This is a genomic window from Streptomyces sp. NPDC001406 (assembly GCF_042895285.1).
In the GTDB taxonomy this organism is placed as follows: domain Bacteria; phylum Actinomycetota; class Actinomycetes; order Streptomycetales; family Streptomycetaceae; genus Streptomyces.
Genome location: NZ_JBIAWG010000016.1, coordinates 19243 through 44227, shown reverse-complemented (window position 1 = coordinate 44227; position 24985 = coordinate 19243). Strand labels below are relative to the sequence as shown.

The window sequence follows — 24985 nt, the reverse complement described above, 5'->3', positions numbered from 1 at the left end:
CTCCACAGAACTCCACACAACGCAGAGAAGAAAGAACGGGAGACGGACCAGTGGCCGACAACGCGCGGGCGAAAAGGCTGGCGGACCTCATCCGAGAGGTGGTGGCCCAGAAGCTGCAGCGCGGGATCAAGGACCCGCGGCTCGGCTCGCACGTCACCATCACGGACACCCGGGTCACCGGGGACCTGCGGGAGGCGACCGTCTTCTACACCGTCTACGGCGACGAAGAGGAGCGGAAGTCCGCGGCCGCGGGCCTGGAGAGCGCCAAGGGCATCCTGCGCTCCGAGGTCGGCCGTGCGGCCGGCGTGAAGTTCACGCCGACCCTGGCCTTCGTCGCGGACGCCCTCCCGGACACCGCCCGGAACATCGAGGACCTCCTGGACAAGGCGCGCGCCTCCGACGCGAAGGTGCGCGAGGCCTCCGCCGGCGCCGCCTACGCCGGTGAGGCGGACCCGTACAAGAAGCCGGATGCCGAGGACGAGGCCGACGAGACGGACGACGCCGCCGAATGACCAGCAAGCCCACCCCGCCCGACGGCCTCGTCATCGTCGACAAGCCGTCGGGCTTCACTTCGCACGACGTCGTCGCCAAGATGCGGGGCATCGCAAGGACCCGCCGCGTCGGTCACGCCGGCACCCTCGACCCCATGGCGACGGGCGTCCTCGTCCTCGGCATCGAGAAGGCGACGAAGCTCCTCGGGCACCTCGCCCTCACCGAGAAGGAGTACCTCGGCACCGTCCGTCTCGGCCAGAACACGGTCACCGACGACGCCGAGGGCGACATCACCTCGTCCACCGACGCCTCCAAGGTCACCCGCGAAGCCGTCGACGCCGGCATCGCCAAGCTGACCGGCGACATCATGCAGGTGCCGTCCAAGGTCAGCGCCATCAAGATCGACGGTGTGCGGTCGTACAAGCGGGCGCGGGAGGGCGAGGACTTCGAGATCCCCGCACGGCCCGTGACCGTCTCGTCCTTCGCCGTGTACGACGTCCGGGACGCCGTCGCCGAGGACGGCACCCCGGTGCTCGACCTGGTGGTCTCGGTGGTCTGCTCCTCCGGCACCTACATCCGGGCCCTCGCCCGTGACCTGGGCGCCGACCTGGGCGTGGGCGGACACCTCACCGCCCTGCGCCGCACGCGTGTCGGACCGTACAAGCTGGACTCGGCACGCACCCTCGACCAGCTCCAGCAGGAGCTGACCGTGATGCCGATCGCGGAGGCCGCCGCGGCCGCGTTCCCGCGCTGGAACGTGGACGCCAAACGGGCCCGGCTGCTCACCAACGGCGTGCGGCTGGAGATGCCCGACGAGTACGCGGGCACCGGCCCCGTGGCCGTCTTCGACCCCGAGGGCCGCTTCCTCGCGCTCGTCGAGGAGCAGAAGGGCAAGGCGAAGAGCCTGGCCGTCTTCGGCTGACCCGGCGGACCGGCCGGGCCGGCCGGTCCGGGGACCCGCGGGTGTCTGCCCGTGGAGCGGCGACCACGGGGTACATCCACTGCCGCCGCTCCACGGTCCCCCCTCGGTTCCCCCACCCCTAGGGTGTATCCACCCGCCCCCGCCTATTCACCCGACCGAGCAGGCGCTCGGAGTGAACCGGGGGAGCGGAAGGGGGCGCTTTCCCTGCGTGATCTGTCCCGCTGATCATTCCGCGCCTACCTTCGAGGACAGGGCACGGATGTACGGGCGGGGAGGTTCGATCATGGCGGTACAGGGGCTCGGGACCGGGTGCGGCCGCCGATCGGCGGCCGGTGCGCCGGAGGCGACGGATCAGTTGGCTCTTCCGGATCGGTCGCGTCCTTCGTATGCCTCCCTGGTGCGGATCAGCGACCTGGCCGGCCGACCGCGCGGCACCGGCTTCCTGGCCGATCACCACGGCACGGTCGTCACCAGTCACGAGACAGTCGACGGCCTGTCCCGGCTCGTGCTGCACACCGCCGGCGAGCGGACCTGCGTCGTCACCGCTGACGCCCTCACCCCGCTGCCCGCCCTCGACCTGGCCCTCGTGCGCACCGAGGGCCTGGGCGGGGACCCGCTTCCGATCACCGTGCGGGAGCGGATCAAGGCCGGTACGTATGTGCGGATCGCCGCGGACCGCTGGCGCGAGGCCCGGGTGCTCGGCGCGACCCGGGTGACGTACACGGCCACGGACCGTACCCATCTCCTCGGCGACGCACTGGAGTTGGCGATCGGCACGGCCGGGCGGGACGCGCTGCGGCTGGGCGGCGGGGCGGCCGGCGGGCCCGTGCTCGACGCCGAGACCGGCGCCGTGCTCGGTGTGCTCGGCACGGCGCTCCAGTCGGGCGAGCGCGACGCCGGTTTCGCGGTGCGGCTGCGCGCCGCCTCGGGCCCGCTGGCCGAGCTGCTCGCCCGCAACGCGGCGACCGTGCCCGCCTACGGCGCCGACCTCAACCTGGCGGGAGTACTGGAGCTCACGGCCACCTCGATCGGGCAGGACGGCCCGCCGGGAGCGCTCGACGGCCATGTCGGCCGGGTCGGCGCCGAGGGACCGGTCCCGGTGGATCCGGTCGAACGGGCGGATGCGGCACGGGAGTTGACCGCCTTCGCGGCCGGCGGAGCCACCGCGCCCGGCCCTGTCGGAGCCACCGTGCTCGGCCTCGTCGGCGCCCCGGGCAGCGGTCGTACGACGGAGCTGGCGGCCCTCGCCGCCCGCCGCAACCGCGGCACGGAACCGGCCCCCACGCTGTGGCTGCGCGGCGCCGATCTCAAGGACGGCGACGAGTCGGTGGCCGACGCGGTGCGCCGGACGCTGGAGCGGGCGGCCCGTATCGTCACCGCCTCCCGGTCCCTGCACCCCGGTGACCTGGGCGACATCACCCCGGAGCGCCTCGCCCGCCTCGCCCGGCGGACCGGCCGCCCCCTGCTGCTCCTCCTCGACGGCCCCGAGGAGATGCCGCCCGTCCTCGCCCACCGTCTGCGCGAGTGGACCGAAAAGACGGCGGCGTGGCTGCGCGAGACCGGGGCCCGGCTGGTGGTCGCATGCCGGGAGGAGTACTGGGAGGGCGCCGGGGCGCGGTTCCCGCGCGAGCTGCTGCACCCGTACGTCCCGGCCGACGCCCCGCACACCCTGCCACCCTGCGTGCACCTGACCGACCTCACCCCCGACGAGGCCCACCGGGCCCGCTCCCGCTACGCCGTCCCGGTCGGCGCCCTCGCCGAGCGCGACGCCCGCCACCCCCTCACCCTCCGGCTCCTCTCGGAGGTCCGCGCCGCGCTCCCGGACGCCCCGGCCATCACCGGCCTCGACCGTCACGACGTCCTCTCCGCCCACCTCGACCTGATGTGCCTGCGCGTCGCGGTCCGGCTCGCCGCCGAGAACGGACTGCGGGGCACGGCCGTACGCCGCCTCGCGGCCCGGGTCTCCGGACAGATCCACGAGGCCGCCCGGCGCAGTCTGGGTCCCGGGCACGGCGAACTGGACCGGGAGTCCTTCGAGGCGGTGTTCCCCTGGGGCCCCGCCCCGGCCCGGCTGGGCGGCGGCACCGGCTGGGCGAACGCCGTGCTCGCCGAGGGCCTCCTGGTCCCCGCCGGCGCCGGCTACCGCTTCGCCCACGAGGAGTTCGCCGACTGGATCCAGGGCATGCACCTCGACCTGGACGAGGCCCTGCGGGCCCTGGTCCACCGCCGCCGCACCCCACCGGCGGCCGACCCCCTGCCCGTCCCGCACCACCGCGTCGGCCCCGTCGTCCAGGCCCTGCTCCTCCTCGCCCGTCAGCACGGCGCCTGCCGACTGGCCCGCCGCATGGAAGAGCTGATCCACGCCCTGGACGCCGCCCCCGCCTCCTGGTGGGCCGCCCGACTGCTCGCCCAGACGCTGCTGCGCGTGCCCGACGCGACGCCGTACACCGACGTGCTGCGTATGCTGGCCGACCGGATCGTCACCTGGCGCCGCCGACAGCGCCCGGTACCGGCCGAGTTCGGCCCCTCCTTCTGGACCGCCCTGCCCGTCCCGGACGCCGAGCGCTTCGAGTTGCTGCGCGGGCTGGTCCTGGCGGACGAGGCTCCGGAGCCCGGGGGAGCGGACGGGGGCCGGCCCGAAGGCCTGGGCGGAAGCGCCCTCGACGTCCTCGGGGCCCGTCCCGGCAGCACCCGGTACCTCCGCCACCTCGACGCCGTGGCCCGTCTGCTCGCCGCCGACCCCACCGCCGTACAACCCCACCTGACCCGCTGGTTCGACGACGAGCGCCCGCTGCCCGCGACCCCGCACGCCACCGTGGCCACGGCCGCGCAGGCGCTGCTGCACACCCATCGGCACGGCGCCCTGGACGAGCTCACCGAGCTGCTGGTGAACAGCGCACACCGGCGGTCCGACGAGCTGCTCTCCGTGCTGGCCGAGGACGAGCCGTCGGCCGTGTGCCGGGCGGTCGACCGGTGGGCGCACGACGCGCGCCCGGACCGGCGGGCGGCTGCGGTGGCGTACGGGCTGAGCGTCGCACCCCACGTCCGTACCGATGCCGACCGCGAGCTGCTGCGCTACGCCGCGCTCGCCCTGCTGGCCCACCCCGCGGACCGCAGTCTGCACGGCGGCGCGCTCGCCCTCCTCGTCCGGGACCCGCGCACCCGGGCCCGCCACCTCCCCCGGGCCCTGCGGCACTTCGCGTCCGGCGACCCCCGGATCCCGCCGAGCGCCCTGGTCCCCGCCCTGGCCACCCACGCGGACCCGGTCCTCGACGCCTTCCGTGACCGGGTGCGCGTCGGTCCGGACGCGGGCGAGGCGCTGTGCGCCCTCGCCGACGTCACCACACCCGCGCTGGCCCGCCGGGTCGCCGTGCTCGTCCGCGAGGCCGTCGAGCTGCGGCCGGACATCGCTGGGCACGTGGCGGCGTACGTCGACCGCAGCCTCGACCACGGCCGTGCTCGCCGCGCCCGGCACCCCGGCCTCCCGCCCGCTGCGCCGCGAGCTCCTGGAGTTCCTGCTCACCCATGAGCGCGAGCCGGACGTCCTGGACGCCCTGCTGCACTCCGTCGCATACGGCGGCGAGGACGTCCGTGACCTCGTCCACCGCACCGGCCTCCTCCTGGTCCGCACCCCGGACGGAGCGACCCGCTTCGACCGCGGCCTGGTCGACCTGGGCCGCCACGTCCCCGGCTTCGCCGTGCTGATGGCCCGCTGGCTCACCGACACCCCGGACGAGTGGGCCGCGGTCGTGGGGCCCGGCACCCGGCGCATGATCGGGGACCTGGCGGGCGTCGGGGTCCCGGCCTGACCCCGGTTCCGCACGTGCGCCCCGTCACAGCCCCCATGCCGATGCGGGCCCGGGGCGCACGGCATGGCACCCTTAGACCTGCGTAACAGGTCGGTAGATACGGACACGGGTTCGAGGAGCGGTCACAGTGCAGCGCTGGCGTGGCTTGGAGGACATCCCCCAGGACTGGGGGCGCAGCGTCGTCACCATCGGTTCCTACGACGGAGTCCACCGCGGTCACCAGCTGATCATCAAGCACGCCGTGGACCGCGCCCGTGAGCTGGGCGTTCCCTCCGTCGTCGTCACCTTCGACCCGCATCCCAGCGAGGTCGTCCGCCCCGGCAGCCACCCGCCGCTGCTCGCCCCGCACCACCGCCGTGCGGAGCTGATGGCGGACCTCGGCGTGGACGCGGTGCTGATCCTCCCCTTCACGACCGAGTTCTCGAAGCTCTCGCCCGCCGAGTTCGTCGTCAAGGTGCTGGTCGACAAGCTGCACGCCAAGGCGGTCGTCGAGGGCCCGAACTTCCGCTTCGGGCACCGGGCCGCGGGGAACGTCGAGTTCCTCGTCGAGCAGGGCAAGGTCTACGACTTCGAGGTCGAGGTCGTCGATCTGTACGTCACCGGCGCCGCGGGCGGCGGCGAGCCCTTCTCCTCGACCCTGACCCGTCGTCTGGTCGCCGAGGGCGACGTCGAGGGCGCCCGCGAGATCCTGGGCCGCCCGCACCGCGTCGAGGGCGTGGTCGTCCGCGGCGCCCAGCGCGGCCGTGAGCTGGGCTTCCCGACGGCCAACGTCGAGACGCTGCCGCACACCGCGATCCCCGCCGACGGCGTCTACGCGGGCTACCTCCACGCCCAGGGCGAGATCATGCCGGCCGCGATCTCCGTCGGTACGAACCCGCAGTTCGACGGCACCGAGCGCACGGTGGAGGCGTACGCCATCGACCGCGTGGGGCTCGACCTGTACGGCCTGCACGTCGGCGTCGACTTCCTGTCCTATGTGCGCGGTCAGGCGAAGTTCGACTCCCTCGATGCCCTGCTGGAGCAGATGGCCGAGGACGTGAAGCGCTGCCGCGAGCTGATCGCGGCGGACGAGTAGGCGCGCGACGACAAGCGGCGTCGCACAAGGGCGGCCGGTGCCTTCGAGGCACCGGCCGCCCTTCGCGTTCTGTCGCCGTCGCCCTACTGCTGGGGCGGGGCCTGCGGCGGGTACGGCTGCGGGTAGGGCTGCCCCTGCTGCGGCGGGTACGGCTGGCCGGGCGCCGGAGCCTGGGGGTAGGGCTGGGCCGGCGGCTGCGGCTGCTGTGGCTGTTGGGGCTGCTGCGGTGGGTACGGCTGCGCCGGGGCCTGCTGCGGGTACGGCTGGCCCGGATACGGCTGCCCCTGCTGACCCGGCTGGCCAGGAAGGGGCTGGCCCGGCATCGGCGGGGCGGCCACCGGCGGCGGGTTGCCGTCGTTGGTCCACAGCCCGTGCGCCTGCTGGTGCCGTACGAAGTCCTCGGCGACCATGGCCGCGAGGTTGAAGTACGCCTCCCGCACCTTCGGCCGCATCATGTCGAGGTCGACCTCGGCACCGGCCGCGAGGTGCTCGTCGAAGGGCACGACCACGACACCGCGGCACCGCGTCTCGAAGTGGCTGACGATGTCGTCCACCTTGATCATCTTGCCGGTCTCACGCACACCGGAGATGACGGTGATCGAACGGGACACGAGGTCGGCGTATCCATGCGCGGACAGCCAGTCCAGCGTCGTACTGGCGCTGCTCGCACCGTCCACCGACGGCGTCGAGATGATGATCAGCTGGTCCGCGAGGTCCAGCACACCGCGCATGGCGCTGTACAGCAGTCCGGTGCCCGAGTCGGTGAGGATGACCGGGTACTGCCTGCCGAGCACGTCGATGGCGCGCCGGTAGTCCTCGTCGTTGAAGGTCGTGGACACGGCCGGGTCGACGTCGTTGGCGATGATCTCCAGGCCGGAGGGGGCCTGCGAGGTGAACCGCCGGATGTCCATGTACGAGTTGAGGTACGGGATCGCCTGGACGAGGTCACGGATGGTGGCCCCGGTCTCGCGACGCACCCGGCGGCCGAGCGTGCCGGCGTCCGGGTTGGCGTCGATGGCGAGGATCTTGTCCTGGCGCTCGGTGGCGAGCGTCGAGCCGAGGGCGGTGGTCGTGGTGGTCTTGCCGACACCGCCCTTGAGGCTGATGACCGCTATCCGGTAGCAGGACAGCACGGGCGTCCGGATCAGGTCGAGCTTGCGCTGCCGCTCGGCCTCCTCCTTCTTGCCGCCGATCTTGAACCGGCTCGGCGCCGCCGCGGGCCGTCCGCTCTTCGCCTTCTGCCTCTTGTTGTTGAGCAGCCGGTCCGAGGACAGTTCCACGGCCGCGGTGTAACCGAGCGGCGCGGCACCCGGGTTGGTCGGCTGCCGCTGATCGTGCCGGATGGGCTGCGGCCAGGCGGCTCCGGCCCGGGGGTCGACCGGCTGCTGCGGCATCTGGGGGGCTTGGGGCGCCTGCGGTGCCTGGGGGTCGTGCGGGACCTGCGGTGCCTGCGGTGCTTGTCCGGGCTGCTGCCCCTGAGGGGCGGGTGACTGCGGGAAGCCGTAACCGCCCGATTGAGCAGGGGAGTTGGGCGCGCCGGGGATGCCGGGGGCGTCCGCGGTGCCTGCGGGCTGCGGGAAGCCGTAGCCATCCGGTGCCGGCGGGGTGGGGGCGCCCGGCTGCGGGAAGCCGTAGCCGGCGGGCGCGTCGGGAGCCGGAGCGGAGGTGGCGGCGGGCGGCTGTGCCTGGGGCTGGGCAGCGGCGTCGGGCTGCTGCGGTGCCGGAGGCTGAGGGGCTGCCGGGGCGGGGGCCGGGGCGCCGGGGTTCGGGAAGCCGTAGCCGCTCTGGGGGTTGGGCGGCTGAGGTGCCGGCGCAGCCGGGGCGGGCGGCTGCGGGAAGCCGTAGCCGACGGGCGAGTTGGGAGCCGGAGCCGGAGCCGGAGTGGCGGCCGGCGGCTGGGCCTGGGGCTGGGCAACGGCGTTGGGCTGCTGCGGTGCCGGAGGCTGAGGGGCTGCCGGGGCGGGGGCCGGGGCGCCGGGGTTCGGGAAGCCGTAGCCATCCGGTGCCGGCGGGGTGGGGGCGCCCGGCTGCGGGAAGCCGTAGCCGGCCTGGGGGTTGGGTGCGACGGGAGCCTGGGGCGCCGGAGGCTGCTGTGCCGCCGGGACACCGGGGGCGTAAGGCTGCCCAGGCTGCGGGGGCGCGGGCTGGTTCCAGGCGGCCGGTGCGGGCTGCGGTGCCTGAGGCTGGAACGGCTGCTGCGGGGTCGGCGGCACGGCGGACGGGCCCTGTGCGGCCGCGGGCTGCGGCGGACCGGGCACCGGGTCCGGCTGCTGCGGCGCGGGCTGTACGGGCCACTGGGCCGCCGGAGCGGGAGCGGCGGACTGGTACGACGGCGGCAGCGGCGGCAGCCCGCCCTGCGGTGCCGGCGGCGGGGCCCAGGCGGGCGGCGCGTCCTGCGGCGCGGGGGGTGCGGCCGGTACGGCGTCCTGGGGGACCTCGTCCTCGGGCGCGCTGTCCTGCGGTACGGCGTCCATGGGCTCGACGTCGGCAGGGGCGGAGTCCTGAGGCGACGCGTCTTCGTCGAACTCGGGCTCCGCGGGCGCCTCGTCGGCGATTTCGGCCTCAGTGGTGATCGCGTCGTCCGTCACGACCTGAGCCACGTCATCGGCGTCATCCGACACGGCGTCACCCTGAGGGGTGTCTTCCGTGAGCTCGGCTTCGGCGGACTCGGTCTCGGCTTCGGCGGACTCGGTCTCGGCCTCGATCTCCACGGAGTCGGACTCGACATCCTCGTCCGCCTCCACGTCCTCCGCAGCGGCAGCCTGCGGCGCGACCTCCTCGGCCGCCGCCTCCGCCTCTGCCTCGGCCTCCGCGGACACGGACCCGGTGTCCTCCTCGTCGGCCCCGTTCGCGACCACATCGGCGTCCGCGGAGTCGTCGTCACCCGCACCCTTCTCGGACTCCTCGGACTCCTCGGACTCCTCGGACTCCTCGGGCTCCTCCGGCCCGACGGCGGCTTCGGCCGCGGCCTTCCGCTCCGCGACCTCGGCGATCTCGCGCTTCAGCGCAACGGCGGAGAACCGCATGGTCGCGCCGCTCTCCAGGTCACCACTGCCGGACTCCTGCTCGTCCGCGACAGGAGCGGCAGGCGGAGCCGGAGGTGCCGGGGGCGTGGAAGGAGCCCACTGAGCCTGATACCCACCCGCCGGAATGTTCGGAACGGCCGTCGGCGACACGGGCTCCGCGGGCCGCTGCGCCGGTGACTCCGCCTGCGGCCGCTGCGGCTCGAACCCGCTCCCCACCGGCAGCCTGGGCACGGCGACGGGGCTCCCGCCCTGCGGCGTGAACGGCGCGCCGGGACCCGAAGCCGGAGGAGCCGGCGGCGTGAAAGGCGCCCCGGGCGCAGGGGCCGCCGGAGCGGGCGGAGCGGGCGGAGTGAACGGCGCACCAGGTGCGGGCGCGGGCGGAGGCGGAGTGAACGGCGCACCGGGTGCCGGAGCCCCGGCCGCCTGAGTCGCGTGCGGGGGAGGGGTCAGCCCCGGAAGCGGAGCGCCCGCCGGGAACGGTGAACCCCCCGGCCCGGCCGCCCCCGTGGGCCGGGCCGGCGCCCCGGAGGCCCCGCCGGCACCCGCACCCGCGTCCGAACTCCCCGAATCCCCCGAGGCTCCCGACGCCCCGGGCGACGCGTTCTGCGTGTACCAGGCGGGCGGTGCGTAGTCGATGGTGAACTCGCCCGTCGTCTCGATGGCGGACTCGGCGTCGGGCTGGTCATCGCCGGGTGTGGCCCAGCCCCCGCGGATCCCGTCCCGATCGCTGCTCACAGTTCCTCCTGGTGTGGTCGAGCACCCTCATGCCGTGCCGGGCCGACCATGTTCGTGTCGTTCTCAGTCGTCCGAAGTCGTTCGAGGCAGTCCGATCCACCGGCTCTCCCCCGGGGCCGCCGACGCCCGGTCCACGGGTTCTGGCATCGCGCCCGGTCCCAGCCTAATCACCGCACGCCCCACCTCGGCAGGCCCGTCCACCTGTCAGCACCCGCCCATCACCGCACACCTTGCCCGGAAGAGCCGTACGCAGCCTTCCTATTGGCGAACAATTGGCGAACATAACGGGCAAGACTGGCCAGTTCAGGCCATCCGGTCAGTCCATCCGCCGTGGCGTACCCAACAGCCCGATCTCGGCCTCGGTGGGCTGCGTCATCACGTACTGCCGGTCCCGGTCGGTGCACCACAGCGTGACGCCGTCGGGGAGCGCGGGCAGGGATTCGACCTCGGTCCGGGACAGCCCCATGGTGCGCCCCAGTTGCGCGGCCTCGTCCGGGGAGACCCGCTGGATGCCGGCGAGCCGCGCCTGCTTCAGCAGCCGGGGCGCGACCGGGCTGAGGTACGGCAGCAGCGTCACCACCGACTGCCAGGGACCGGACGCGACCCGCCCCCGCGGAGGCCGCATGCCGCAGTCCCGTACCACCAGGACGGGGGTACCGGCGGACGCGCCCTGGGGCGGGACGCGTCCCACGTCGTACACGGCGAGGCCGTTCTGGCCGCCGCCCATGGCGTGCACCATCTGCGTCCAGGCCTGCGGCCGTCCCGTTTCCACGGCCACCCGCGCCCCCGTCGCGGCGGCGCGCAGCGCGAGCACCTGAGCCGTCCACAGCCCGCCGATCAGCACGACGTCGTACGGCGTGGGCCGGTTGAGCCCCAGCACGGCGGGCTGCCCCTCCGTGTCCACCCCGGCGACCACCCCGTCGTCACCTATCGGCAGCGCAAGCGCGTCCAGCAACTGCGCGGACAACGCGTGCCGCCCGTGCCGGGGGCCGATCAGGCCGAAGCCGTTGCGCAGCCGCTCACCCAGCCGCCGGCCTCCGGAGGCCGAGCCGCCCTCCGGAGCCGCTTGCGGCGCACCGGTCCGCTGAGTCACCGGGGTCGTCACCGCGCACCTCCCAGGGGCAACGTGGCCAGCACTCCGGGCAGTTGCTCCCGGTCGAGCCGGGCGAGTCCCGCACCCGCCTGTCGTGCCGCACCCTCCAACGCGCGCCGGGCCGCGACCAGTTCGTCATCACTGCGTCCGGTCACCCGTAGGTGCCCGCACAGCGACACCTCCTGACGCTCACCGCGCGCGAGGGTGAGGCTGAAGGTGGTGGCCAGCGCGGGTACGGCCGTGACCTGGGCGACGAGCTGGGGCAGCGACGCCTCTCTGCCGCCGCCCAGTTGGGGCCACCGGCGGATCCAGTACGTCGTGTGTCTGCGGTTGTCGCAGCGCCAGCTCCGGCCGGACTCCTGCGTCCGCCGCTCCCTGGCCCCGGTGCGCCCGGCGTCGGCCGTCACCAGGGGATTGGCACAGGCCGACGTGGCGAGGGCGGCGACCAGCTCCTCCTCGTCGAGCACGGTCGCCCGGAATCCGGCCCCCGTCAGCCGGCTCGCGAGGTGGTCGGCCGTCCGCACGACACACTTCTGCGCCCCGAGCAGCCCGCCCCCGCGCGCGGCGACGGCCTCCGCGCACAGCTCGGGATCGAGCTTCAGCGCGATCCAGGTGATGCGCACCGCCGGAGCGCCGGTCTGCTCCTGCAGCGGCAAGTAGTTGGCGACGGCCACGGACTGCTGCGGCAGGTGCAGCGCCGGCGCGGGCTGCGTGTGCAGCACGATCTGCGCCGACTCCAGCCGGATCCCGTCCACTTCGAGCGCGTCCCGCACCAGCCCGAGCGGCAGCGGCCGCCGGCTCCGCTCGGCCCGCAGCGCGGTCGCGTCGGCCTCCACCTGGAGCACGGCGGTGACGAACGTCCCGTCCCCGACGATGCCGACGGGACGTCTGTCCCGTACTCCGTAGGCGTAAGTCCGCAGGCCCGGCTCGCACTCCACGGCGGGCACCAGCGCGGGCTCCGTGCCCGGCGGTATCGGCGTGCTCGCGGCACGCCGCTGCCGGGCCTTCAATTCCCTTGCGGTGGCGAGCCATTCGGGCAGGGCACGGCCCCGACGGCGGACCAGGGCGAGGAGCACGAGCGCGACGGCGACGAGCGCCGTGGGCACCAGCGCGACGGGGCCGATCGCCCAGCCGACGACCAGCACGGCGGCCGCCAACTCCAGCAGGACAAGCCGTTGCAGCCGAAACGAACTGCCCCCACCCGGGCGTGTCCTGAGATGCGGCGTCCCCAGACCCTGCGGTCGTGGCTCCGGCGCCGCCGACCGCCCCGCGGGCTCCGGGCCCCGCGCCCGGGAACCTTGGGCCCGCGCCTGGCCGCGCGACCGCGCCCGAGTAGCGGAAGCCATCACTCCATCCCCCCGTTTTGCTCACAACTCACTGGAACGGCACTCACACTTGGGCCTCCAGAAGGCCCCGGTACCCTACCCGCTCCACCAGTCCATGCGGACACCATGCATAGTAGGGGGCTGGTCTGACATCGCAGGGCGGGGACGCTCACCCGCGGGTGCGACAACGGGGAGAAACAGGCATTCATGGCATCACGGCGGGATGAACTCAACGCCTATACGTTCGCGAAGAGGCGCACGCTCGCGGCCTTCCTCCAGCCGTCACCGTCCGGTTCGGAAGAAGGCGCGCCCAAGCCGCTGCGCGCGGTCGTACCGAGCCTGGTCGCCGGCGCGCTGACACTCGCCGCGTTCGGGGCCTGGGGCATGTTCCAGCCCTCCGCGCCCTCCGGCTGGGACGAGCCCGGCACCCGTGTGATCGTCGGCAAACAGTCGACGACCCGTTACGTCGTCCTCAAGACGGGCGGGACCACGCGCCTGCACCCCGTCCTGAACCTGGCCTCCGCCCGCCTGCTGATGAACGACGCCGGCTACCAGGTCATCCAGGTCAGCGACGACATCCTCGACTCCGGCAAGCTGCCGCGCGGCCCGATCCTGGGCATCCCCTACGCCCCGGACCGCCTGCCCTCGGCCGACGAGGCCGGGAAGGCCAAGCGCTGGGCCGTGTGCGAGCAGCCCGGCGGCAAGGGCGACACCGTGCAGGAGGCGACATTCGTCCTCGCCCAGCGGGACACGGCGAAGACGGACGGCTCCCGTCGTCTGTCCGGCGGCGACGTGCTCTACGTCAAGACCCGCACCGGCGACCGCTATCTGGTCGACGCGGGGGGAACGTCGTACGCCGTCACCGGCACCGAGTCCGACACGCTCACGACCGCCCTCGTCGGTTCCCGCAAGCCGCAGCTCGTCACGAAGAAATGGCTCGGGACCCTCCACCAGGGCGCCCCCATCGGCTTCCCCCGGCTCCCCTCCGGCGTCGGTACGGCCGCGCACGTCCCGGGCCAGCTCTCGGCGGACGACAACAAGGTCGGCATGGTCCTCAGCACGGAGACCGGCGAGGGCACCAAGCACTTCGTCGTCCTGCCCGGCAAGGCGCAGCCGATCAGCGAGTTCACCGCCAGGCTGCTGATCGCCTCGCCCCAGACGGCCCCGCTGAACATGAACGGCGAGGCCCGCACCGTGGACCTGCAGGACTTCACCGCCGACACCGAGGCCTTCGCCGGCCAGCCCGCGAAGTGGCCCACCCAGCGGACCCGGCAGGTCAACTCGGCCGCCACCACCTCGGGCCGCGACACGGTGTGCAGCGTGCTGCGCGACGTGGACAACGACAACACGGCGACGCTCAGCACCTGGGCGGGCACCGACTACCCCGCCGAGATCACCGCCGACGGCACCAGCACCTACGTCACACCCGGAACCGGTCTGCTCTACACACAGATCCAGGGCACCGAGACCGGCGCCGGAGCCCTCTTCCTCGTCACCGACACGGGACTGCGGTACGCCGTCCAGTCCAACGGGGACAGCGACAGCCACAGGTCGGACATCGGCTCCGACGGCAAGAAGACCTCGGACGGCAGCCCCGAACCGAGCGAGGCCCGGGTCAAGCTCGGCTACGAGAACGTCAGGCCCGCCAAGGTCCCCTTCGCCTGGTCGGAGTTCCTCGCCAAGGGACCGCGCCTCGACACCAACAGCGCCCGGCAGCCGCAGGGTTCGTGACCCCCGTAACGGACATGACGAACAGGAGCGACCTACCGGTGTCGCCGATGAAGGCAACTCTGCTGGCCGCGGCCGTACTCCTGACCACACTCGGCGCGGCCCCGCCCGCACCCGCACGGCTGGACGCACTGGACGGCAGCGGCGAATGCACCTTCCCCGCCCACCAGATCAAGGGCACTCCCTGGTCCCTGCAACGGGTCCTGCTCGACCAGCTCTGGCAGGGCACCGACAAGGGCAAGGGCATCCGGGTGGCGGTCATCGACACGGGCGTCGACGACAAGAACAAGCAGCTCACCCCGGCCGTCGACACGGCGGCCGGCCGCGACTACCTCACCAAGGGAAAGGGCGCCGACCCGACGAACGACGAGGTCGGTCACGGCACCAAGGTCGCCGGCATCATCGCGGCCCGGCCCCGCTCGGGCACGGGCTTCGTCGGTCTGGCACCGAACGCCACCATCATCCCCATCCGGCAGAACGACGCCGACAACAGCGGCGACTCGGACACGATGGCGCAGGCCATCACCTACGCCGTCACCCAGGGCGCCGACGTGATCAACATCTCCCAGGACACGACGAAGCCCCTGTCGGCCACCTCCAGACTCGCGGAAGCGGTACGCAAGGCGATCGACGCGAAGGTCGTCGTGGTCGCCTCCGCGGGCAACGACGGCCTGGACGGCAAGGCCAAGAACACCTACCCGGCCGCCTTCAAGGGTGTCCTGGCCGTGGCCTCCTCCGACCGCAACAACGAACGCGCCACCTTCTCCCAGGCCGGCACCTTCGTGGGCGTGGCGGCCCCCGGCGTGGACATCGTCTCCACCGTCCCGGGCGGCGGCCAGTGCACGGACAACGGCACGAGCTTCTCGGCCCCGTTCGTCGCCGGCGTCGCGGCCCTGCTCAAGGAGAAGCATCCGGAGTGGAGCACCGCCCAGATCGTCACCCAGATCGAACAGACGGCGGAGCGCTCCATCAACGGCCATGACAACTACGTCGGCTGGGGCGTCGTCGACCCCGTCCGCGCCGTCCAGGAGTCCGACACCGCCGACGGGGCGTCCTCCCCGGTGCCCGACCCCGGCCCGTCCAAGGCCCCCGCCCCGGACGTGGCACGGTTCTCCTTGGCCGAGACACCGGAGGAACGCAACCAGCGGTACGCCACCTACGCCCTCGGTATCACCGTGGTCCTCGTGGCGATCATCACCGGCACGGCCGTAGTCACACGCGACATACGTCGCCGCCACCGAAAGGACCTGTCAGCGTGAGCTTCGGCCCGCCCCCGTCCCTCTACACCGAGTCCGCGCTGGCGGCGGACAAGACACGCACGAGACGGCGCAGACGCGTCCTGGGAACGACCGCCGCTGTCACCGCGGTCCTCTGTCTGGGCGCCGGTCTGCTCTGGTCCCAGTCCGCTGACAAGGCCAAGGCCAAGACCGACCCGGTGGCGGTCCGACAGGCCCCGGACGAGATCCGGGAGAGTGCCGAGAAGGCCCCCCGCTCGCCCGAGGGCCAGATCGTGATCCAGCACGACGAGGAGAAGCTCTCCAAGAACACCGAGGCCAACCCGCGGTACGCGCCCGGCACCTGGGCCACCGGCAAGATTCTCGCGCGGGGCGTCGCCAACCGCATCGAGGGCTACAAGATCGAGCCCACGTACGACGAGAAGGCATGGACGCTTAACCTGGACGGCCACATCTGCGCCACCAGCCGGCACGTCACGGCGGACGGCCGTACCGCGGTCGTCGTCCAGCCGGCGAAGGCCACGAAATCCGCCACCAAGGGCGTCTGTGACGAGGTGGTCTTCTTCGACCTGAACACCGGCAAGAAGCTGTGGCGCAAGAAGATGCCCGCGGCCGACTTCGCCTACGTCAGCAACACCGACCTCACCCTGACGAAGGGCGTCGTGGCCGTCGCATGGGGCCGGGGCTCGGTGGCGTACGACACGAAGAGCGGCAAGCAGCTCTGGGACAGCACGACCCTGTCCCAGTGCGAGGACAAGGGTTTCGCCGGCGGCCGCGCGCTGCTGGTGCTCGTTTCCTGCGGGGAGTCCACGGACGCCACCTACCGCGTGGAGAAGCTGAACGCGCGCACCGGCAAGACAGAGTGGAGCTACAAGGTCGCGAACGGCGTCTCGGACGTCTACCTGCCCTCCTCCGACCCGCCCGTCCTCGCTGTCGAGGCGGGCGACAACGAGGTCACGGACCTGATCACGCTCGACTCCGAGAACGGCAAGCGCCTCGCCACCATCTCGATGAGCGGCTACGACCCCAAGTGCGGCAAGCGGTACTACTTCTCGCCGTTCTTCGGCGTGGCGGACAACTGCGACGGCATGGTTGTGGGGCGCCACCAGATCTTTGTGATGAGCAAGGAGGAGACCGACATCAAACAGCCCTCCGACTGGATCGTGGCCTTCGACATCGAGAACGGCCACTCGGCGCGCAAATTCGAGGGCCGCCCCTTCCAGATGGTCGTCCCCCTGCGCATGAGCGGAAACGACCTGCTCATCTACCGCCGCAGCATGGACTCCGTCCAGCCTGCGGCCGTGGTGACGTGGAACCCTCGCACCGACAAGGAGACCCCGTACCTCCTGTTCCAGCTTCCGGAGGACGACGAGTACGAACTCAGCGATCCGGAGAAGACGGAGATCGTCTATGAGCAGGGCCGGATCTTCTTCGCGAGACGTGAGCTGGTCCGCGACGACGACCATCCCACGTATCCGGTGTTGTCGGTTCTCGGGGTGGGCAGCGCCGGGCTGAAGCACTGACGCGGACGGTCGTCACCGCGAGACCAGGGGCGGCACGCGCACGCGTACCGCCCCTGGTCGCTCAATCACTCCGCGCCTGTGAGGCCTCCGTTGTGGGTCCCGGGCTCCAGATCGAACTCCCCGTCCCGCGCGCCCAGTACGAAGGCTCGCCATTCCGCCTCCGTGTACCGCAGTACGGTCCCCGGGTCGAGCGAGGACCGCATCGCCACGGCACCCTCGGGAAGGTAGGCGATCTCGACCCGCTCCTCGTGCTCCTCCGTGCCCGGAGCGCAGTGCCACTCCACACCGGAGATGTCGAGGGCGTACAGCTCGTCGCGCTCGCGCTCCTTGCGTGCCTTGATCTCCTCAGCCGTCTCCGCCATGACGCAGCGACCCCTTCCCGCCGTACGAACGCTGTGCCAGGCCACACTACTGGCCGCCGGAACTCCCCTGTCTCCCCTTTGCAGTTGGAAGCGCAACGTCAACTGACTAGAGTGGCTGCGGGTATCACGCATGTGGTACCGCACGGGGGCGGCGCGACGTTGCGGCCACGCGTCGCGTGGAGAACGCAGCAGGTCTTGCCCGCCAGGAGAGCTGGGACATGAGTCCAGGCGGACCCGTCGCGGTGGTGAAGGTCACCATCGCTTCAACCAGGAGGGCAAGAACGCATGGCTTCAGGCGTTGACCTCAGCGCGCACGCGCTCACAGGTCTGGCGAACGACATCCGCGACTTCCACCACCAGGTGAGTGAGCGGGTCACCTCGCTCAACCGCGTCGTGGACATGATCCAGGCCGGCTGGAAGGGCGCGGCGGGCAAGGAGTTCGACACCGTTCAGCAAGGTGTGAACAGGCACCTCAAGAAGCTCCAGGACGATCTCGTCGACCTCGAAGAAGCGATGCGGGCAAGCGTCGGCGGCTTCACCGACCAGGAGCAGGAGCGCATCTCCGACATTCGGAAGGTGGACAACTCCTACGAGGTCAAGAGCAGCATCACGAACCTCGCCTGAGCCCGACGCCGCATCCACGACGGAGATACGAATCATGAGCTACAACGCCGATCGCACAGCAGTCAACTACGACACGGTCACCCAGGCCGCCAGCGACGTCCGCAGCACGGCCAAGAACCTGTCCGAGCAGCTCGAGGGCCTCATGCGCCGGGTCAAGGCCGTGGCCGAGACCTGGGAGGGCGAGGCGAAGACCGCCTACGGCGAGATCCAGCGGGACAGCAACGCCCAGATGGACCAGATGTGCCAGAAGCTGGCCCGCATCGCCCAGCTGCTCGACGACTCGGTCATCGGCTACCAGGACACGGACAAGGGAAACGCGGCGCGGTTCCGGATGCTGATGGGCTGATCGCTGATCCCGGACGAACGAAAGGGGAGGCGGCGCCATACCGCCTCCCCTCGGTGGCTGATCCTGCTGATCCGACTGGTGGTCAGGTACCGGACGCGGGAACAGCGGTGGCCCGGGGCAGGACGGGCGACGAGCAGTGATGGCGTGCGGCGGAGCGCTGGGCGAACTGCCGCAGGTCCTGCCACTCCCGCGTCGTGAGTGGCCGGGAATCGAAGCGACGGTCGGAGCCCTCGACGGGGGCCACCGTATAGAGCCCCATGCCCTGCGCTCCCGCGCACGTCGCGGTTCCCCATGCGGTGCCGGGCCTGAGCCCCGAGGGCTTGTCGTAACCGCCGTACGGGCCGTCGTACCGGGTCTCGGCGCTATTGGTGAACGGCCCGTACGAAGCCCACAGCCGCAGCTCGTCCCCGAGCAGGCAGTACTCGACCGGCGCCGAGCGCGCCGCCGTTTCCCGCACGCTCGATCGCGAGCGCGTACCTGCGCAGGTGCCGGTGGCTCGGTCAGCGCTCTTGCGGGCGGTCGTCGACTGGGGATCGACCCGGGAGATTCTGCTTCCCGGCTCCGCGTCGCAGTCGGTCTTCTCAGCCGCCTTCTTCGCCGTCAGCGTGGCGATACGAGCAATCCGGGCCCTGGCCGAGGCGCTGTCGCTGTCGTTGTCGGCGTCGGCGGTGACCAGGATGCCGCTACCCCGACTCGGCTCCCAGTTCGTGCAGTTCAGCAGGACCGACACGCCGAGGCCGTCCTCGTGGCCGGCGACCAGGAACCCCGACCAGCCGTCGCCGAGGGGGACCGGCAACACATCGTTGCCCTGCTGAAAGGTGTAACTGCCGAAGGGACTGAAACTCCCGGCGGACGGCTCGACGTGCACCTCGACGCCGTTGACCTGGCAGGCCACCGACAGCCCCGTCCGTTCGCTCACGTCGGACGACGGATCGTAGTGCCAGGTGGACACCTTCAGACCGGCCTGCCCACCCAGACGCGCGTGCTTCCCGCTCATCGCCAGCGTGTCGTCGACCGGCAACATCCCATCACACGCCCTGCCGACCCGGGCGCTGGGCGCGAAGTTCCAGTACCAGGCGTAGCCACCGCCAAAGAGGACTGCGAGGGCGACGACGACCCAGATGTGTGAGCGTCGTATCTTGATGCTGTTCATCAACCTTTACTGCTTCCTGTCCGCCATCTCCGCTGCGTTCGGGCCGACGGAGCAGACGGCGGGGTGGCTGGGTCCGACGGGCCTGCGCCAATCAGCAGCGTCCCTCACTCACACTGGCCTTCAGGTCGTACGCCGGGACGTAAGTCCCCGACTGATCATCGACGCCGGGCACGCTGAACCCACCGTCGTCGGACAGGGTCCGGGTGATGCTCATGCAGAAGGCGGCACCGGCGCCGTCGGCGGTCACGACATAGTCCCCGGCTTTCGACTCGGGGTCGGAATCGGTGGCTTCGACGCTCACCGCGTAACTGGGCCCCAGCCCCTTGCCGGCATCGGTGACCGCGTCCTCGATCAGCGTGGAGTAGTCCGCGGAGGGCTCACTGACCTGAGGCTCATCCTCAATCGAGGAGGCGGCTTGGGTAACCGCCTGCCGCAGCTCCTCCCTACTCCAAGAACTCTTGTCGGCGTCGTCCATCGCGCTGCACCCTTGGAACACCATCACCGCGGCCCCGACGAACAACACCCCACGCTGCCAGGCAAAGGCGGCATCCGACGGCTCATTGGCCTCCGGATTCCGAAATCGCCAGGCGGCGAAGCGCCAGTAGAGCTTGCGTTGATCGGCGAGCCCAACCGCCATGAGCACAGCCGCGAGTACGAAGAAGAGGACAACTATCCCGGTCACCGGAAGTACACCAACCCAAAGAGGACGACAACTGCGGCCACACTGGCCAAGTGCTTGGCGAAGTATGGAAGACGTCAGCCCTTGTCGAGGGGGAGAGGTTTCATCGATTCCGTCGACGGAAAGCTGATCTTGTTCTCACATTTGAGGAGCTTCGCCATCTTCAAGGAGGAGCGGAAGAGGACCCTGAATCGCGATTGAACGGAGAGATCCAGGTCGTTGTAGATGTTGCCCGTCACGTAAAGCGGAGTATCCTCATCCTCCAACTTGCACGGGAAATATACGTCGGCACTACCCGCTTCGGTGGTCGCCTGCATACCTGAACCCAGCTTGTAAGCCTTGTACGAGGTCATGCTGTACTTCTGCTCTTCTGAGAACAATCTGCCTTGGCCCGGCGTGAATTTGATCGACAGGCCGGCAGAGCCAGGCGTCGGGTCATCGTCGAGGGCAATCTGACATACGTAAGCGGCGTGATCCTTAGTGAGTAGAGTCTTCGCGGCAGATGAGTGTGAATCAGCCGAGGCCGTAGCATCGTACAGGCGACTGAAGTTCTCGCTCCTCTGGGCTTCCTTGATGGTTGTGGAGTCCAGAACAGCACCGCATGCCTCTTTGAGTGCGGCGGATCCATGAGGTGGTTTGTCGTCTCCGCATCCTGCGCAGGCAATCACGATGAGCGCTGCAGGAAGGATGGCAATTTGGTAGCGCCTCACCGACGACCTCCGTCTGTGCGATCTGTAGTATTTGCTCCGCGATCGTATGCGTTCAGGACGCTTTCCGTGTAGTCACCGGGATGTTCCTTCATGTAGAGAAGTGCCGGCGTCGACGCTCGAAGTTTCCCGAGTTCATTGAAGCGGATCTCGGTCATGCGATTCTTGTTGGAGAGATCAGCCTCTTTCTCCTTGGTTTCCGCGTCGATATCGATCCCCCACTGCGTTTCTGCAGCTCCAGCTGCTCCTTCGACCAGAGTGGGGACGACAAATGCCGCGGCGGCAGAAACAGCTGGCCCCCCTACTGGGAGAAGTACAAGCCCCGTTGCTACACCAATGCCTTGGCTGATTCCGAACTTCTTCCACTCGGCCGATTCCGCGAGCTTGTCATTGATCTTGTCTGTCGCGTCTCCGTACTGCTTGTCGAGATAGGAGATTCGGGACTCATCCAGGATGCCGTGCACATATCCCCCATTGTTGAGGATCTTGCGTGCGTCCTCTGGTGAGTCGCCATGCGCCTGCAGGGCGCTGAAGGTGAATGCTTGTTCAGCAGACGAAAGGATCTTGTAGCCGCTGTCGTGCTGGCCGACGTTATAGAGGAAATTGCTCGCTGTTGACTGTTTGAGGTTGATGTGTCCTTCGCCCTGGTGGTGGTAAAGGTCATTGCGGCCCAAAATGTCGCCGCGTCCGCCTTCGTCAATGGCGGACCAGTTGAGATCGTCCATATACCCTGCCCCCATTCGAGCAAGGCTGTCGCCAATTCCCGGTTTATCGTCCACAAAGCCCATGTCGCCAGAAACGGTGAATGCGACCTGTTCCATGATGTTTGCAGTGCGATTGTCGCGCTGCAGCAATCCGTCTGAGGAGTCGTAAGGAACGCCGAGTGTGGCGGCTTCGAGCGCATGGCCAAATTCGTCGTATCCGTAGCCCCTGCTGTTCTCGGCCAGAGGGTTACCATTCGGCCATTCGCGCTTGTTCAGGAGGTAGTCCAGGTCAGGGTCGAGTTTGTTGTGGTTGTCCCAGTCCTTTGAATAGAATAGATCCTTGGCGGCATCAGAGTTGTGCCCCAGAGCCTCCATGTATCCGGCCATGGGATCGACCCCCTGATCGTTGCCTGAGCCGAAGTTCAAGAAAGGCGAAGGGTCCCCATCCGCTCGCCATAGGTCGTTGGGTTTCTCGTCCTTGTGTGACTTCTCGAAACCGATGAGTTTCTGGCCGTAGTCATCCAGGAAATTACGATCGTAGTCCCCGTAGCGCATCAGGCTACTCATTACCTGGAACCCGTAGGGTCCCTTCTGTACTGTCCCCCTCTCCATGTCCAGGTAGTCGACCTGCTTGCCTCCCATGGCAATGACGTCATGCTTCCAGCGCTCCATGGCTTTGCTATCGGAGTGTGAAGCGGTCGCCAAGGTGACGCTCAGCGATTTCTGAATGGCCGCAGACGCTTTGCTCTGGTCGCCACCGGTCTGCACTCGGTCAGCAATCCGGGTCCAGAGTTCCAGCGTGCCCTTACCACCCAAGTGGGTTGCGAACTTCTCTGCGAAGTATGGGTCGCCTTCATGTCGAGCCATGAGTGTATTAATGCGACGAAGCGTGGCGGGATCCAAAGAGTCGTCAGCCCCGGCCAGTGCCAGTTTGCTCTTGTCGCCCGTCAGCTTCTCAAGTTCCTTCAGGTCCTTGTCGGCCTGCTCGCGACCCTTCTTGGCATCGGCAATGCTGTGATAGGTATTCGAGTTGAATCCCTTTCCGCGGCCGTTGTAGTCCTGACTCAGAGCCCAGGAAAGGGTGTCGTCTGCTTCCTGAGCGGTATCGATGACCGAACGGATGCTACTCCGATAAGCCTGCAGCGTTTCCTGGTACCCTTTGTTAAGTGCCGCAATGTTTTCGGTGGGGGTATCCTCTGGCGGGTCAAAATAGACCTCGCCGTCAGGCTTGATCGAGAGATACTTGTCGGACTCGATGTCGTGCTTCAGACTCTTCAGCTTGGATTGGGAGCTGGTGAAGATTTCACGAGCGTTGTCCAACAGCTTGTACACGTCATCGGCTTCGTCCGCCGCCGCACTGATCTGATTTCCGACGACCTTGGCCTTTTCGAGAGCGGCGGTGGCGGCTTTGCCCTTCCAGTCAGATCCCTCAAGGTCCTTTTCGACAGTGTTTTCGTACTGTTTGTGAACCTTCTTGAATTCTTCTGGAAGCTTGCGCCACTTGGTCACAGCTTCATTCAACTCACTGAAATCTGCATGAAGGAGTGTCTGATAGTCCAGCATGTTTTCCCCGTTCGGTGGTACTACTTGAGCTTCTCGTGACCGTGGCGGGCTTTTTCTTTTTGTTCACGTGCTGCGTAGTCATTCGCGCTGGAGCGCAATGCGCCTGCGATGTCGTTCTTCAGCAGGCTCTCTACGTACTTCATCTGTCCGCGCCACCTGGTCATGAACGTGGAGAATGCCGGTCCTGATTTGAACCCCTTCAAGCTGGGGCCAACTTGATCGGTTTCCTTGGCAGCCGAGTTGTCTGCCTTCGTGAAGTCATCGCGGACCGTATCCGCATTGGTTGCCCGGTGCCTCAGGAATCCGGAGTCTGTCACGAGTTTCTTCCCCGAGGAATCACCGCCAGGATCCGCCGGCAGCTGGTTCAGCTCCATACTGCTGTGCTGACGAGCCACGGCACTGGTGCGAGCCTGGCCCCACATCTCATCGAATGACATGGTGGTCCTTTCGGTTGTCACTGCCGACTGATCGATTGCATGCACGCTCGCTCAGGGCTGTTGTCCTGGGTGGGGTGCTCTATCGGTTGGTGTGCCAGTGACGTGGCCTTGGGATGGGCCGAAGGACGGGTACTGCTGCTGGGGAGCGTTCGGAGGGTACCCGGGTGGGAGCGTCGGGACGGCCGACCGCTGAGTGGAGCGTCGGCGGCGTGCGCGGATCGCGGGGATCGCGATGGCTGTGCCGAGGAGCGCGGCTGCTCCGGCTCCCAGGCCGATCCAGAGGGTTGTGTTCCCGTCGTCTTTCGACTGTGCGGCTGCGGGCTTGTCGTCGGTCTCGTTGTCACCCGCGGATCCAGCGGACCGGGATGCCTCGGGAGACGGTGACTTGGATCCCGCTGCGGCCAGGTCGGGGAGCGGATATTCGCCGGCGGGACCCGGATCGCCCGGATTCTCCAGTGCGACACGGGGCCGCACGCCGCCGTAGCCGACGAAGTCGCTCCGCTTCTCGCCGCCCGAGGGCTTGCTGGCCGTGTTCAGCATGACGCGGAGGACCTGGTTGTTGGTCCAGTTGGGGTGCTTGGCCCAGATGAGGGCCGCCGACGCGGAGGCGATGGCGGTTGCGTCACTGGTTCCCTTGGACTTGCAGATCTCGCTTCCACCGAGACAGGCGTGAACCATGTCCACGCCCGGTGCCACCAAGTCGACCTGAATCCCCGTTTGGGAAAACGGAGCCACCTTGGCGTTCTCGTCCGCGGCCCCGACGCCGACTACGCCGGGTGTGGCGGCCGGGTACGCCGGCAGATTGGACTTGTCTCCACTGTTACCGACACCGGCAAAGATCAGCTTTCCATTGGCCAGCGCGTACTTGACGGCAGCCGCGAGCTGGGGAGTGCTCACGTTCGTCCGGCCGGGAGAGTTGTTGGCACCCATGGAGATGTTGATGATCTGGGCCCTGGAATCCGCGGCGTACCGGATGGCCTGCGACAACACCCTGGAGAACTCGGCCCCCGCGTCTACCTGCCCGAAGTCCTCCGTGGCGTAGCGCATTCGGATAGGAAGGATCTTGGCGCCGGGTGCGAGACCGTATGAACCGTTCAGTGCCCCGCGCGCACCCGTCGCGGCGATGAGCGCGGCCATGTCCGTGCCATGGGCGTCGATGTCGGTGTGTTCGTCGCCGCGCTGGCTGGAGTAGTCCTTGCCGTCCAGGACCTGCCCTTTGAGGTCCGTGAGAGAGCCGTCGACTCCCGAATCGATGAGGGCCACGGTGATGCCACGCCCCGTGCTTCTCTTCCACATCTCGGTGGCGTGCATGGCATCCAGATGCCACTGCTGTGCGCGGACGGAGTCCGCATGGGCAGGAGTGGCACCGATGCCGACGAGCAACAGGCCGAGAGCGGCCGACACCGCCGACCAGAGCCGTGTCCTTTGTTTGCTGTTGGTACGCATA

The 24985-nt window shown here is 69.6% G+C and carries 18 protein-coding genes and 2 pseudogenes; 9 read left to right on the top strand and 11 right to left on the bottom strand.

Annotated elements, in window-relative coordinates:
* Positions 1–50: 50 nt before the first annotated feature.
* The 4 genes and pseudogenes from rbfA to ACFY1J_RS33835 all read left to right on the top strand — a co-directional run bounded on the left by rbfA (position 51) and on the right by ACFY1J_RS33835 (position 6298).
* Positions 51–512, top strand: coding sequence for a 30S ribosome-binding factor RbfA (gene rbfA / locus ACFY1J_RS33850; RefSeq protein WP_390732530.1), 462 nt, complete (start codon positions 51–53; stop codon positions 510–512).
* Positions 509–1414, top strand: a complete 906-nt coding sequence (gene truB, locus ACFY1J_RS33845) for a tRNA pseudouridine(55) synthase TruB (RefSeq protein WP_390712410.1) — start codon at positions 509–511, stop codon at positions 1412–1414. The genes rbfA and truB overlap by 4 nt, the downstream gene beginning before the upstream one ends.
* Before the next feature lie 283 nt (positions 1415–1697).
* Positions 1698–5223, top strand: a pseudogene (locus ACFY1J_RS33840) (trypsin-like peptidase domain-containing protein).
* 127 nt (positions 5224–5350) lie between these two features.
* The gene (locus ACFY1J_RS33835) at positions 5351–6298 is read left to right on the top strand and encodes a bifunctional riboflavin kinase/FAD synthetase (RefSeq protein WP_390712412.1); all 948 of its coding nucleotides are present in this window, start codon (positions 5351–5353) and stop codon (positions 6296–6298) included.
* A gap of 83 nt (positions 6299–6381) precedes the next feature.
* Here ACFY1J_RS33835 and ACFY1J_RS33830 read toward each other — a convergent pair whose 3' ends face one another.
* The 4 genes and pseudogenes from ACFY1J_RS33830 to eccE all read right to left on the bottom strand — a co-directional run bounded on the left by ACFY1J_RS33830 (position 6382) and on the right by eccE (position 12498).
* Positions 6382–9324 (bottom strand): MinD/ParA family protein, encoded by a 2943-nt coding sequence (locus tag ACFY1J_RS33830; protein WP_390732589.1) that lies wholly within the window; start codon positions 9322–9324, stop codon positions 6382–6384.
* Positions 9325–9978: 654 nt separating this feature from the next.
* Positions 9979–10059: pseudogene (locus tag ACFY1J_RS33825) on the bottom strand (SCO5717 family growth-regulating ATPase); the annotation flags it as partial.
* 316 nt (positions 10060–10375) lie between these two features.
* Positions 10376–11164, bottom strand: coding sequence for a hypothetical protein (locus ACFY1J_RS33820; protein WP_390732529.1), 789 nt, complete (start codon positions 11162–11164; stop codon positions 10376–10378).
* On the bottom strand, positions 11161–12498 hold the full coding sequence (eccE, locus tag ACFY1J_RS33815) for a type VII secretion protein EccE (RefSeq protein ID WP_390732528.1): 1338 nt from the start codon (positions 12496–12498) through the stop codon (positions 11161–11163). The genes ACFY1J_RS33820 and eccE overlap by 4 nt, the downstream gene beginning before the upstream one ends.
* A 186-nt stretch (positions 12499–12684) precedes the next feature.
* Between eccE and eccB the strand changes: the two genes are divergently transcribed.
* From eccB to ACFY1J_RS33800, 3 genes are read left to right on the top strand one after another with little or no spacing between them, the layout of a single operon-like run.
* The gene (gene eccB, locus ACFY1J_RS33810; RefSeq protein ID WP_390732527.1) at positions 12685–14208 is read left to right on the top strand and encodes a type VII secretion protein EccB; all 1524 of its coding nucleotides are present in this window, start codon (positions 12685–12687) and stop codon (positions 14206–14208) included.
* A gap of 14 nt (positions 14209–14222) precedes the next feature.
* Positions 14223–15464: a type VII secretion-associated serine protease mycosin gene (gene mycP / locus ACFY1J_RS33805; protein ID WP_390712416.1), complete on the top strand. Its 1242-nt coding sequence runs from the start codon at positions 14223–14225 to the stop codon at positions 15462–15464.
* Entirely contained in the window at positions 15461–16963 is a 1503-nt protein-coding gene (locus ACFY1J_RS33800) for a PQQ-binding-like beta-propeller repeat protein (protein ID WP_390712417.1), read from the top strand. Before mycP (ACFY1J_RS33805) ends, ACFY1J_RS33800 begins: the two co-directional genes overlap by 4 nt.
* 65 nt (positions 16964–17028) lie before the next feature.
* Here the strand turns inward: ACFY1J_RS33800 and ACFY1J_RS33795 are convergent, their stop codons facing one another.
* Complete coding sequence (locus ACFY1J_RS33795) at positions 17029–17325, bottom strand: DUF397 domain-containing protein (protein WP_390712418.1); 297 nt, start codon at positions 17323–17325, stop codon at positions 17029–17031.
* A 285-nt stretch (positions 17326–17610) separates the two neighbouring features.
* Between ACFY1J_RS33795 and ACFY1J_RS33790 the strand changes: the two genes are divergently transcribed.
* A complete protein-coding gene (locus tag ACFY1J_RS33790) occupies positions 17611–17949 on the top strand; it encodes a WXG100 family type VII secretion target (protein WP_390712419.1) in 339 nt (112 codons plus the stop codon).
* A 34-nt stretch (positions 17950–17983) separates the two neighbouring features.
* A complete protein-coding gene (locus ACFY1J_RS33785; RefSeq protein ID WP_390712420.1) occupies positions 17984–18295 on the top strand; it encodes a WXG100 family type VII secretion target in 312 nt (103 codons plus the stop codon).
* A gap of 82 nt (positions 18296–18377) precedes the next feature.
* Here the strand turns inward: ACFY1J_RS33785 and ACFY1J_RS33780 are convergent, their stop codons facing one another.
* The 6 genes from ACFY1J_RS33780 to mycP (ACFY1J_RS33755) form a co-directional block, all read right to left on the bottom strand.
* Positions 18378–19448, bottom strand: a complete 1071-nt coding sequence (locus tag ACFY1J_RS33780) for a hypothetical protein (RefSeq protein WP_390732526.1) — start codon at positions 19446–19448, stop codon at positions 18378–18380.
* 91 nt (positions 19449–19539) lie between these two features.
* On the bottom strand, positions 19540–20130 hold the full coding sequence (locus ACFY1J_RS33775; protein ID WP_390712422.1) for a hypothetical protein: 591 nt from the start codon (positions 20128–20130) through the stop codon (positions 19540–19542).
* Between the two features lie 74 nt (positions 20131–20204).
* Positions 20205–20837: a hypothetical protein gene (locus tag ACFY1J_RS33770; protein WP_390712423.1), complete on the bottom strand. Its 633-nt coding sequence runs from the start codon at positions 20835–20837 to the stop codon at positions 20205–20207.
* Positions 20834–23101 (bottom strand): hypothetical protein, encoded by a 2268-nt coding sequence (locus tag ACFY1J_RS33765; protein WP_390712424.1) that lies wholly within the window; start codon positions 23099–23101, stop codon positions 20834–20836. The genes ACFY1J_RS33770 and ACFY1J_RS33765 overlap by 4 nt, the downstream gene beginning before the upstream one ends.
* A gap of 20 nt (positions 23102–23121) precedes the next feature.
* Positions 23122–23538: a hypothetical protein gene (locus ACFY1J_RS33760; protein ID WP_390712425.1), complete on the bottom strand. Its 417-nt coding sequence runs from the start codon at positions 23536–23538 to the stop codon at positions 23122–23124.
* Positions 23539–23589: 51 nt separating this feature from the next.
* Positions 23590–24984, bottom strand: coding sequence for a type VII secretion-associated serine protease mycosin (gene mycP / locus ACFY1J_RS33755; RefSeq protein WP_390712426.1), 1395 nt, complete (start codon positions 24982–24984; stop codon positions 23590–23592).
* Between the last annotated feature and the right edge of the window lies 1 nt (position 24985).